Source organism: Algoriphagus boseongensis, from assembly GCF_004362805.1.
In the GTDB taxonomy this organism is placed as follows: domain Bacteria; phylum Bacteroidota; class Bacteroidia; order Cytophagales; family Cyclobacteriaceae; genus Algoriphagus; species Algoriphagus boseongensis.
Map to the genome: position 1 here is coordinate 79,532 of NZ_SNYF01000011.1, position 12,369 is coordinate 91,900.

Annotated in this window: 10 protein-coding genes; 2 read left to right on the plus strand and 8 right to left on the minus strand. The window is 41.9% G+C overall.

Annotated elements, in window-relative coordinates:
• Nucleotides 1-100: 100 nt before the first annotated feature.
• A complete protein-coding gene (locus DFQ04_RS17780) occupies nt 101-1,987 on the minus strand; it encodes a CocE/NonD family hydrolase (protein ID WP_133558388.1) in 1,887 nt (628 codons plus the stop codon).
• Nucleotides 1,988-2,158: 171 nt separating this feature from the next.
• Between DFQ04_RS17780 and fahA the strand changes: the two genes are divergently transcribed.
• Complete coding sequence (gene fahA / locus DFQ04_RS17785) at nt 2,159-3,430, plus strand: fumarylacetoacetase (protein ID WP_208110551.1); 1,272 nt, start codon at nt 2,159-2,161, stop codon at nt 3,428-3,430.
• A 30-nt stretch (nt 3,431-3,460) separates the two neighbouring features.
• Here fahA and DFQ04_RS17790 read toward each other — a convergent pair whose 3' ends face one another.
• The 4 genes from DFQ04_RS17790 to DFQ04_RS17805 form a co-directional block, all read right to left on the minus strand.
• On the minus strand, nt 3,461-4,243 hold the full coding sequence (locus tag DFQ04_RS17790) for a glycerophosphodiester phosphodiesterase (RefSeq protein WP_133558390.1): 783 nt from the start codon (nt 4,241-4,243) through the stop codon (nt 3,461-3,463).
• A gap of 135 nt (nt 4,244-4,378) precedes the next feature.
• Entirely contained in the window at nt 4,379-4,903 is a 525-nt protein-coding gene (locus DFQ04_RS17795) for an FKBP-type peptidyl-prolyl cis-trans isomerase (protein ID WP_133558392.1), read from the minus strand.
• 11 nt (nt 4,904-4,914) lie between these two features.
• Nucleotides 4,915-5,637: a class I SAM-dependent methyltransferase gene (locus tag DFQ04_RS17800; RefSeq protein WP_133558394.1), complete on the minus strand. Its 723-nt coding sequence runs from the start codon at nt 5,635-5,637 to the stop codon at nt 4,915-4,917.
• Entirely contained in the window at nt 5,627-8,038 is a 2,412-nt protein-coding gene (locus tag DFQ04_RS17805) for a YfhO family protein (protein ID WP_133558396.1), read from the minus strand. Before DFQ04_RS17805 ends, DFQ04_RS17800 begins: the two co-directional genes overlap by 11 nt.
• Before the next feature lie 326 nt (nt 8,039-8,364).
• Between DFQ04_RS17805 and ffh the strand changes: the two genes are divergently transcribed.
• A complete protein-coding gene (gene ffh / locus DFQ04_RS17810; RefSeq protein ID WP_133558398.1) occupies nt 8,365-9,705 on the plus strand; it encodes a signal recognition particle protein in 1,341 nt (446 codons plus the stop codon).
• A gap of 178 nt (nt 9,706-9,883) precedes the next feature.
• On the opposite strand, the gene DFQ04_RS17815 is transcribed toward ffh, so the two are convergent.
• From DFQ04_RS17815 to DFQ04_RS17825, 3 genes are all read right to left on the minus strand, one after another.
• Entirely contained in the window at nt 9,884-10,360 is a 477-nt protein-coding gene (locus DFQ04_RS17815) for a nucleoside deaminase (RefSeq protein WP_133558400.1), read from the minus strand.
• Nucleotides 10,361-10,451: 91 nt separating this feature from the next.
• Entirely contained in the window at nt 10,452-11,198 is a 747-nt protein-coding gene (locus tag DFQ04_RS17820) for a LytR/AlgR family response regulator transcription factor (RefSeq protein ID WP_133558403.1), read from the minus strand.
• On the minus strand, nt 11,195-12,277 hold the full coding sequence (locus DFQ04_RS17825) for a sensor histidine kinase (RefSeq protein ID WP_243739715.1): 1,083 nt from the start codon (nt 12,275-12,277) through the stop codon (nt 11,195-11,197). The genes DFQ04_RS17820 and DFQ04_RS17825 overlap by 4 nt, the downstream gene beginning before the upstream one ends.
• Between the last annotated feature and the right edge of the window lie 92 nt (nt 12,278-12,369).

A 12,369-nucleotide genomic window follows, 5' to 3' on the forward strand; every position in this document is an offset into this window, starting at 1 on the left:
AATAGCAGAAAAAGGGGAAAAGGCCTTGTAGGATTCCAGAACCCCTCAAACAAAAAAGGCCAACTTTACAGTCGGCCTTGATTTTTCTTCTACTTAAGTTCTATTTCTTGATCATTGGAAGGGCAATTCTGCTCTGGAATTTTCCTCCATGATGGATGGAGTTAGTGGCTACTTTTCCAACTGTTTCGTCATAGTTATTTCCACCTGTATTCATATTTCTATCAAATCGAGGGAAGTTAGAAGAAGTGATTTCGATACGGATTTGATGTCCTTTTTCGAAATAATTGGAGGTACTCATTGGGGTCATCTTGATTTCATAGACTTTTCCATTTTCCATGAAAACTTCCTTGTCATACCCTTCCCGATAGCGAACCCGCTGTATGGTTTCATCCAAATTATAAGCCTTGCCATCAGGGTAAACATCAATCAATTTGATGGTCACATCGGTATCCAGGACATCTGAGGAAAGGTAAAGGTAGCTTTCAATAAATCCGGAAACTTCCACTCCTTCAGCCAAAGGCTCTGAAGTGTAAACTAAGATATCGTCTCTGAGTTCCATTTCACTTTGGTCAAAGGCACCTCCCACGACCGCATTACCTGTACAGCAGACATTTCCTCCATATGAGTTTACCGGGTTCATCGGATCATATTTGAAGGTGTCCTTAGCTTCTGATTTTGGTGCTTTTGAGATCAGCTTTCCGTTCCCGTTTCTAGTGTTGGCTTTTCCCTCTGAATCCAAAAAGAATGGAGTCATCACTGCTGCTTTTGGAGGCCAAACATCCGAACTCTGCCATTTATTGAGTCCCATAGTGTAATAGGTAACTTTCGGCATTTTGGAGATGGTGCCACTTTCGTCTTTACCCTTTAGCCACAAATCAAACCAAGCGGTGATTACCTCGTCATAGTTCCATCTTGCATCGCCCACGCTTCTTTCTCCAATCACAGTATTTTCTGTAGCTCTGGTGTAGGAGCAATGAAGTACCGGGGCAATAATCAAATACTGATTATCCCGAGCCATTTGGCTGATTGCGTTTTGTCTTACGTGATTATAGAGAGCGATATTGGGCGATGAGGAAACATCATACCAAGAGACAAACCACATGCTTGGCTTATCAAAGGGCATATTGTCATGATAAAGTCCGCCTTGAAACCATCTCGGGTCATTCGGTTTGCGGGTTATCATTTCCTCATAGATTCCCATCGGGCCATTTACATTTTTGATAATGTCCTGTACTGGAAGATGAGATAGACCTTCTTTCCAGTCTACTCTTGGGTATTCAGGGGCCATGTCATAAAATCTCTGCAATCTCAAGAGGTCTTTTTGTTCGATTCCTTGAGGTAATTTTGGAGCCATTGGATCATGCTGGGTTCCATAAAGCCAAGCTGTGAAAAGCATCTGTCCGGCGCCACCTCTGTACCAGTTACCCTGCTCATAAAACTCTCCGATTTTTCCAACTCCTGCTCCATAGCCTTGAGGCACCAAAGCTGCCAATGCCGGGTGATTTAAAGAGGCGGCAGCCATTTGCCATTCTGCAGTGGAGGAGCAACCTAATAAACCGATCTTTCCATTGCTCCAAGATTGTTTGGACATCCACTCAAATGCGTCATAACTATCTGTCAGCGGGGTGCCTAGAATATCCCAATTTCCCTCTGAGAAAAATCTTCCTCTTTCATTTTGAACCACATAAGCATATCCCTTTTTTACCCAGGATAAGGCAGTCTGAAGGGATCTTTCATTCATTTCCCCATTTCCATAAGTGTTGAAATTGTAGGGGGTTCGGGAGAAAACTACAGGGAACTTTGCATCTCCTTTTGGGCGATAAATATCTGTAGCCAGCCTGGTTCCATCTCGCATGGGCATCATTACTTTTTGATCGATGACTGCGATTTCATCCAGCTGGACTAAAACAGACTTTTCTTGGGAAAAACCTACGGGAGAAATTCCCAGAAAGGCCAAAAAAAGAAGAATTCGGAAAATTGATCTCATTGCAATTGGGGTTTAGAAAGGGAAGATAAACAACAAAATTTAATTCGGTGATTAGATTCTTGTAAACCAATTGTTTTTGGGGATGGTGAGGAGATTCTAAAGCCCATAGACAAGTTCTATTTTTTGTTTTTGGAGGATAAGGCTAACTTTGGCCGACAATAATTTTTGATCATGAGCGAAAGTGCCATTCCTGCCCTGAGTACCTGGGTGGAAGTTCCAAAGAATTCCGATTTCACTATTTACAATCTTCCTTTCGGAGTTTTTAAAAATAAAAAGCTGAGTCCACGTATTGGAATTGCCATCGGAGACAAGATTGTGGATTTGAGTGTGCTGGATCAAGAAGGCTTCTTTTCTTCTTTTTTCTTGCCTGAAGGTATATTCCTGAAGGATTCACTCAATGAGTTGATTGAATTGGGGAAAACCCAAACCAAGAAAATTAGGGAACGAGTTCAGCAATTGCTTTTGGCGGAGAATGAAGAGTTGAGAGATCATTCTGCCCGGGGTAAAGTCATGGTTAATAGAAAAGAAGCCGAAATGCTTCTCCCTGTCAAGATTGGAGACTACACGGATTTTTACAGCAGTATTGAGCATGCCACCAATGTGGGGAAAATGTTCAGAGATCCAGAGAATGCTTTATTGCCAAACTGGAAGCATTTGCCTGTGGGATATCATGGAAGAGCTTCCTCTATTGTAGTATCTGGAACTCCGATCCATAGACCGAAAGGTCAATTCAAAGATCCGGATATGGAAAAGCCTGCCTTTGGACCTAGCCGAAGATTGGACTTTGAATTGGAATTAGCCTTTATCACCGGAAAATCAACCAAACTTGGAGATTCAGTGAGCACTTCTGAGGCTGAGGATTATATTTTCGGTTTTGTGCTCTTCAATGATTGGTCTGCAAGAGATATTCAAGCTTGGGAATATGTTCCCTTGGGTCCGTTTCTAGGGAAAAATTTCGGTTCCACCATCTCTCCTTGGGTAGTAACTTTGGAAGCCATAGAGCCATTCCGAGTTCAGGGGCCTAGCCAAGACCCAGAGGTTTTGGATTACCTCAAATGTGAAAACCCGCATAGTTTTGATATTCAATTGGAAGTTGCAATCCAACCTGAAGGAAAGTCAGCAAGTAAAATCTGTACTTCCAATTTTAAATACATGTATTGGAATATTGCCCAGCAGCTAGCCCATCATACGGTGAATGGATGTAATATCAATGTTGGGGATATGATGGCTTCAGGAACTATCTCCGGCGCAACCGAGGATTCATTTGGTTCCATGTTGGAATTGAGTTGGAAAGGAACCAGGCCTGTGAAATTAGCAGATGGAGAGGAACGAAGGTTCATCGAAGATGGAGATACCGTAATTATGAAAGGGTTCTCTGAAAAAGATGGAATCCGAGTCGGGTTCGGAGAAGTCAGCGGTCAGATTTTACCTGCAAAAAATTAACAAAAGAGGCTCCATCAAGGGAGCCTCTTTTTATTTTCTCTCGGAAAGAATTTTAAAGAGTAATTCTGGTTCGTCGGTGGTAATAAAGTCAACCCCAAGATCCAATAACCAATTCATGTCTTCTGCTGAGTTTACAGTCCAGGAGTTTGTGGTGAGCCCCAAAGCTTGAGCTTCTTTGATCCATTCTGGTTTTTGTCTAAGGAGCCTGATATTGTAGTCAAAACCAAAGAAGCCATCTTCTTTGAGTTGGGCTGGAGATTTGTCCCCATTTAGGTAGGCAACATTTGCTTTCGGATCGGTGGCAATGGCTTTTTTTCCTCCCTCATAACTAAATGTGATGTAATCCACCCATTTCTGAGCTTTCATCTTTTTTACAGTTTTTACAGCCATTTCTCCAACCTTCTCACTTCTCTCGACACTGATTTGAGAAGGTTTAAATTCTAAAATCAACTTTGTTCCTTTTTGCTTCTTTCCTTCCTTGAGGTATTCCTCCAAGGTTGGGATTTTTTCTCCGTTTGGGAGTTTTTGACTCAAAAGCTGCTGATAAGTGGTATGCTCAATCTCCATTCCCATAAACTCCCCATCGTGATTCACTACCAAAACATCATCGGAAGTCATCCAAACATCAAATTCAGAACCTTCACAGCCCAGAGCAATTGCCTGATTTAGGGAGGCAAGTGAGTTTTGAGGAAAACCTTTGGCTTTCCAAGCTCCCCGGTGAGCAATGATTTTGTTTTTATGAAAGGACTTTTGGCCAAAGCTTGGGGTCATGGCTAGAATAAGAAGGATAATGGAAAGAAAATTACGAATCATAGCAAAAGAAGTCAGGGGTTATTATGGCTTGTCTAAAGTATCAATTCCGTTTCAGAATTTATTTTCAAACCTAGAGTTTCACAAAATCTTAACACAAAAAAGCCGCTTGGAAGTAATTCAAGCGGCTTTTGCTATTTAGTCATGTGCTCCGTGTTCTCCATGGACATGTCCATGTTTGAGTTCTTCTTTCGTGGCTTCCCTGACTTCAATAATTTTTCCTTCAAAATGAAGATTAAATCCAACCAAAGGGTGATTGAAGTCTAAGATGAGTTGCTCACCTAGATTTTTCACCACCTTGGCTTGCATGCTGTAGCCATTTTCGTCCATTAGTGGAAGGAAGTTTCCTTCTTCCAGCATCTCAGGAGAAAAACCCCGATCTCCAGAAAATTGATCTTTTGGCAAGGTGATTATCAGTTCATCATCCTGCTCTCCATAGGCTTCCTCGACAGAAAGGGTAAAGCTGAAATCTTCGCTGTCTTCCCTTCCTTCTAGGAGTTCTTCGAATTTTTCTGGAAGGCCACTTTGTCCAAAAAGAAAGTAAAAAGGATCTTCCTCATCCCGGATTTCTACGCTGAATGGGGTGGATTCAATTTCATCTTCCAATTTGCTGACTTTGAGTTCGTAGGTCAGGCCTACCACTGCATTTGCCTGAATTTTCATAACTGATAAGTTTATTTAGTAAGGCCGTATTTCAGGCGAATGCGAATTCTTTCTTTAAGTACTGCCCATTTATTTTTAGGCGTGGAGGTTCTCAGAGGTTTTGCGGCTCTAAAAACAAAATATTGGTAATCCTTTTCCTCGAAGAACAAGTCATAGGTTTCCATTTTCTCAAGGAAAAAATTATTGGCAGTAATATTCTTGATCAAATCACCAGAATCCAAGGGCTGGTCAATGACCTGAAGTTTGGCAGGTTCATTTTCAATCATCCATTGTAAATACCTCGGTGCGGGGATATGGATGAAAATTACAGAATCCTGGTGGGCATGTTTTTGGATGTTTTGGAAAAGTCTGAAGTGTTGATCCACCGGGATATGTTCCAATACATCAGGAAATACAAAGAAGTCAAACTTCAAGTCTTTCTTGTCGAAGTCCGACATGTCCGAAACTTCAAAGCTTAGGTTTTTCTGATCTTTCCAAAGCAGCTTTGCCTTTTCTATGCTTTCTGGAGAAATATCCACAGCCAAAACCTGTCCTTTTGGGACCTGAGTTGCAAGTAAGTGAGATACGGTTCCAATGCCACAACCTACTTCTAGGATTTTGTGATCAGGCTTTAATCCAGCCAATTTCACCTTGTCCAAAATGCTCAAATGCCTGGAATTGATGCCGGTTTTTTGCTGCTTTTCAGCAAACTGATCATAAAAGCTGACGACCTTATCTTTTTCTTCAGACTGCATTTTTTTCTCGGTAGGTAAGGAAAATTCCGGCGATCAAACCTACTGCGATAAGATATTGGAATATCACCATCGGAGTTTTGGTGGAATAATAACTGGACGGAGCAAAGGTAAAGACAATTTCGTGGCTTCCTTCAGGAACTTCCAATCCTCTAAGCAGGTAATTCACTCGCAGGATGGGCGATTCTTTTCCGTCGATGGTCGCAGTCCAGCCTTCAGGATAATAGATTTCTGAGAAAACAGCCAATCCGCCTTTGCTCATTTCCGCTTTGTAAGTCAATTGATTCGGGGCAGTTGAAGCCAAGGAGATTTGTCCGGCACCTGCAGTTTTCTGACCGAATTCTTCAGTATTTATCGTTGCTTGAGTCTTGGTGTTTATCTCGCCTAGACGATCCATTTCCTCTTGATTGGTGGTAACAGAAACCAGTTCAGAAGGAATCCATGCCGCACCATTGGCCAAAGGATTTTCAAAAACTGAATTGGCATCCGATCCTGCGATAAGGTATTTGGCGTTGAGCATGTTGATAACTCCAATCCCTTCCCAGTCAAAAGTTCCCTCCTGAGCTTTTTGAATAAATTCTTGCAACTCGAATTGAAGTTGGTTGTCTACCAAATCCTGGTAGCGGCGAAGTTTTGCACCATGGTAGCCTCCAAGACTCTGGAATCTGTAGCTCGTTCGGGCACCTTGGGTTAATCCTTCAGTGAGAGGCAAAACTCGGAAATATCCTTGGTCTGCTTCGATAACTTTATCTGCTGCTGTTTCTGCAAAAAACTGTCTGGAAGGATTTCCTTGGAAAGATTCTTGGTTTAAGTAGCGACGATTGATGGTCCAAACATCCAAAGTGACCAGTGCAATTAATCCCAAGCCAAGGATTAGGTCGGAGATTTTTCCTTTGATTTGGAAATAGATCAAACCAAGCGCAACAGCGATGAAGGCAAAGCTTTTCCAAGCTGAAGCAGAAAGCATGGCTTTTCTATCAGCCTTTAGAGCTGAAACCAACCAATCTGGAAAATTGGCGTCTGCAGCTCCTTCAAATCTGAAAAATGCCCCAGATGCCACTGCTAAAATCAAAGTCAATCCTGCCACAATTCCAACAGAAATCAGCAAAGGTCTTAATTCTCCTTTTTCTGAAATTCGCTCCAAAGCGATCATTCCCAAAACAGGAATAGCGAATAGCGTCATTCCTAAGGCCATGGAAACAGCCCTAAACTTATTGTACCCCGGTAGATAATCGAAAAGGAGGTAGTTGAACCAACCCAGATTTTTGCCCCAACTCAGCATCAGCGAAAGGATAATGACCGTCCCGAAAGTGATCAGGGATTCTTTTGGAGCTACCCAGAAACCCAGGATTGCCAGAAAAACCAAAATCACACTTCCGTAAATCGGACCACCGGTGAATGGCTGATCACCCCAATAGGTTGGAGCGGATTGAATAAAACCATTGATTTGACTAGGGTCAAGACCTTGAGATCGGAGTGCTTTTTCAGATTCTGAATCTTTGGGAAGTGGAGTATTACTTCCACCTCCATAAAAATCAGGAATAATGAGGGTCAGGGTTTCAAGAACTCCATTGGACCAGCCAAAAGCATATTCCGAGTCCAGTCCTGCCTTAGCAGTTTCCAAAGTTGCCTTTCCTCGAGTAGAGTAGGGGCTATACTCAAAAGCCGTCGCCAATCGACCTAAATTACCTCCAACTGCTAAAATTGCTCCAAGGACCAAGAAGCCCAGTGACTTGGATAAATTTCCAAATCCTTCCTTTTTCCAGTCAAAAATGAGACGAACCAAGACATAGATGACGGAAATAATTAGCGTGTAGTAGGTGATTTGAAGGTGGTTGAATTTCAGCTGAAGCAAAAGCCCTAGAGCTAAAAGTGCTGCTCCCAAAATCCTTTTTCTCTCAAAGGCCAAATGAATCCCGGCAATAATAAAAGGAATAAGACAAACTGCCCAGATTTTAGCGTTATGTCCGGCTTCAAGAGAAAGTAAATTGTAGGTATTGAAAGAAAAGGCGATAGCTCCAGCTACTGAATAAATTGGCCGAACCCCGTAGCTCAGAAGTAAAATATACATCCCCAGCATTCCAAAAAACAGCCCGTTGATCGGATGGGGAAGTCCCAAAGTCAAAATCGAAATCAAAAGATTGGTGATGTCTCCCGGAAACTCCAAGCTGATGAAATAGGTAGGCATTCCTCCAAACATGGAGTTGGTCCAAAGGAGTTGCTCTCCGGTTTCGGCTCTGTAGTCCAAAACAGCCTTTGCAGATCCTTCCCATTGTAAAATATCTCCCTGAAAAATGATCTTCCCATCGAAAACCATGGGTGAAAAATAAAGCACCACAATCAGGTAAAACAGCAGGATTCCCAAGAGATGCGGTAAAAGATCTTTCTGAAAATTAAGCTTCATGAACAAAGGGTTTCAAAATTTTAGCTCGCAAATTAGGGAATTCAGAGGAAAGAATGAGGGGAAATCATTTTGGACTATACTCACTGATTGCCCAGATCAACATGGTTTATTGCTAGACAACCTTTTTTCAAATCATTGAATGCGCTTTTAAGGAATAAATTCTGTTTTGATGGTTTTTTTAGTCAAATCAGGCAATACCAAACACAGACACCTAAAATCCCGGAATAAAAATTCCATCTGTGAAAATCTGTGGGATCTGTGAGCCAAAAAAACCGGAAGGAAATGCCCAAAATCATTACTTTTGCACCAAATAGCCGAAAATTCGCATGTTTGATAATTTAAGTTTGAAGCTTGACCGGGCCTTTAAAACCCTGAAAGGAACCGGGAAAATCACTGAAATCAACGTAGCATCCACTGTAAAGGAGATTCGTAGAGCCTTGATCGATGCCGACGTTAACTATAAAGTAGCCAAAGAAGTCACCGACAAGATCAAAGAGGAGGCCATGGGCCGGGACGTTTTGATCTCTGTATCTCCGGGGCAACTTTTGGTAAAAATTACCCAAGAAGAGCTTACCAAATTAATGGGTGGCTCCAAAGTGGATATCAAACTGGCAGGTGATCCAGCAGTGATCTTGATTTCAGGTTTGCAAGGTTCTGGTAAAACCACTTTTACCGGAAAATTGGGGGCTTTTTTGAAAAAGAACGGACGTCAGGTTCTCTTAGTGGCCTGCGATATTTACCGACCGGCTGCGATTGATCAGCTGAAAGTATTGGGAGAGCAAATTGGGGTTGAAGTTTACGCAGAACCTGAAAATAAAAATGCCCTTCAGATCGCTAACAATGCGATTGCCCATGCGAAAAAGACGGGTAAGAAAACCGTAATCGTCGATACCGCGGGTCGTTTGGCAGTCGATGAGCAAATGATGCAGGAAATTGAGCAATTGAAAAAGGCGCTCAATCCTTCCGAAACCTTGTTTGTTGTAGACTCGATGACTGGTCAGGATGCGGTGAATACTGCAAAGACCTTTGACGAAAGATTGAATTTCGATGGGGTGGTACTGACCAAATTGGATGGTGATACCCGAGGTGGTGCTGCGATTTCCATTCGACACGTGGTGAATAAGCCAATCAAGTTTATTTCCACTGGTGAGAAAATGGAAAATCTGGATGTGTTCCATCCGGATCGTATGGCTCAGCGAATCCTGGGAATGGGTGACGTGATTTCCTTGGTCGAACGGGCCCAGCAGGCTTTTGACGAGGATGAAGCCAAGCGAATCAATGCCAAAATCCGCCAAAACAATTTCAATTTTGATGACTTCCTTTCTCAGCTAGAGCAGGTGAAGAAAATGGGAAATATCAAGGATTTGATGGGGATGATCCCGGGCATGGGTAAAGCGATGAAAGGCTTAGATATAGATGATGATTCTTTTAAACCTATCGAAGCGATCATTCGAAGCATGACTCCAACAGAACGCCAGAATCCTGACGTAATCAACGGAAGCAGAAGAAAGCGTATCGCTGATGGTTCGGGTAGAACAATTACCGAGGTTAACAATTTGATGAAGCAGTTTGACGATATGCGCAAACTAATGAAGCAAATGAACAAAATGGGCGGTGCCAAACAGGCGCTAGGCAGAATGATGCCTCCAGGAATGGGAAAAAGATAAGGATTTCGGATTTTTGAAATCGGATTTACGAATCTAAATTCAAGGAATTATAGACCCAGTCAGAAATGATTGGGTTATTTTTTTGCTTTTTGACTTTCAGAAAAAAAATAGGGTATTGACTCCCGTAGTCTAATATTAAACCTATTTCCTAACTTCCAGACTCCCATACATCCTAACTTCAGTAAAGCGTTTTATCCCCCTTTTTCTTCCAGGTTTCAAAGTTTTTCAGACTTTCCTCTCGCAAGAGTGAGACCATTGGGATTTTTCTTTGCTCCGGCTTTATCTCAATTTCATGATAGATAAAATCATCGTCAAATCCTGCATTTGCTGCGTCTTCTTTGGTACAGGCATAGAATACTTTAGCAGGTCTTGCCCAGAAAATAGCCCCCAAACACATTGGGCAAGGTTCGCAGGAGGTGTAGACTTCGCAGCCTTCCAGCTGAAAATGATTCAGATTTTTGCATGCATCTCGGATTGCCACCACTTCCGCATGAGCAGTTGGGTCGTTGGTTTTCAGGACCATGTTAGATCCTTTGCCGATAATTTTTCCCTCCTTCACGATCACACAGCCAAAAGGCCCACCATTTCCTGACAACATGCCTTCTTTTGCCAAATGAATGGCCTCACGCATAAAAAGTCTTTGAGTTTGGTCCATGCCTAAAGATAGTCTTTACAAGGCAGTAGATAGAAAGCAGTTTGAAGATTTTTACCAGATGCGAACTTGGAACCGCCTACTGCCGACTGGATCAATTCATCCAGCGACTCAGGAATTCTAGGAATTGGTCTTTGTACATGTCACCCACCGCTATTTGGTGGTTGCCAATATGGATTACATTTTTTGCTACGGAATCAATATGGTCCAATGCCACGATAAAAGATCGGTGAACTCGCATGAATTTATCTGATGGAAGCAATTCCTCCATGTTTTTCATGCTGGTCAAGGAAAGTAATGGGTTGGGCTTGGACTTCAGGTGGACTTTTACATAATCCTTATAGGCCTCCACATGGGTAATATCCTTAAGCATCACCTTGACGAGTTGGTACTCCACTTTCAGAAAAATGTATTCGGGAGAGGAAGCACTTTCTCTTGGGGTAGTTAGTATTTCAGAATCTTTTACCCGGTCAAAATATTGGTAAGCTTTAGTTGCTGCGGCAAGAAAATCCTCGTAGCTGTAGGGCTTAAGTAAATAGTCAAGAGCTTCTACTTTGTACCCTTCAATGGCAAATTGGTGGTAGGCGGTGCAAAAAATAATTCGTGTTTTTTCTGAATTCTTTTTCCCATCCAAGATTCTGGCCAGCTCCATGCCTGATAGATCTGGCATTTGAATGTCCATAAAAATCAACTGGACTTCATTCTGGTTGATAAATCCCAAAGCCTCAATGGCATTGGAAAACTTGCCAATCAGCTCCAAAAATGAGGTTTGTGTGATGAACTTCGAAAGGAGCTCCAGTGCTAAAGGTTCATCATCTACAGCGATACATTTGATTTTCATGCCAGATTGATGGTCAGATTTACCCAATACTCTTGTTTGGATTCGTCTTTACCAAATTTCAGGCGATGTTTTTCTGGATAAATCAAACTTAATCTTCTTTGGGTATTTGTCAGCCCGATCCCATTTTCATGCGCTTCAGGACTGTCAGGATTGACTGGGAAAATATGATTTCTGGTTTCGAAAAATAGCGTATCTCCCATGATTTCAATCTTAATCAGGATTTCACTTTCCTTCTGAGAGCTTACTCCATGCTTGAAACAGTTTTCCAAAAAAGGAAGCAAAAGCATAGGAGCAATAATCAAATCTTCCTTAGGTTCCTCGATTTGGATGTTGAGTTTGACCTTTGAAGAAAGTCTCATTTTCATCAATTCGATGTAATCCCCGATGAAATGTAACTCTTTAGAAAGGAGTGTTTCATTTTTCTGGTTTTCATACAATACATACCGCATCATTCTGGAAAGCTTCAACAAAGCTTCCTGTGCTTTGCTGACATCCAGATTGGTCAAGGCATAAATATTATTCAGGGTATTGAAGAAAAAGTGAGGATTTATTTGCGCTTTCAAATAGGATAACTCAGTGTTGATCCGCTGCTGATCCATTTCTCTTCGAAGGGCTTCATCTTTTTGCCATTTCTCAACCAGAGCAACCGAAGTACTCAAACCAATAGAAATCACATACAATAATAGCTGAAACACATCTCCTGGAAGCCATCTTCTTCCCGGTTCAAATGGCTTATCTGGGTTAAAGACTTGGTGCATAGCTCTACCATAACCAGTAAATTGCTCGAAATAGACTATCAAGCCATAAAAAAGGATTGCTCCCAAAATGATGATTAGGAGATAGAGGTAGTTTTTTCCCTTGAGTAGAATTTTAGGTACAAGGAAAGAGGAGTTGGAATAAAAGATCGCAATCAGTATTCCGATAAGAAATACCTGTTTTAGCCAAAATTGATAAGGCAGTTCGACCTCTCCCATTCTCCAGGAAAGAGGAGAAAGGAGCAATAAAACCACGCACAGCATGATCCACCCCAAGAGGTGAACAAGAATTGAAAGATTCTTTTTTTGGATGAAAATGGCCATTGGGTTGAATTTCAGTAATCAAACTAAAGGAATTTACTTTTCAACCTCAAATCAAATCTACTAATCCAGCCATTCTCCCTATGAACAATCGA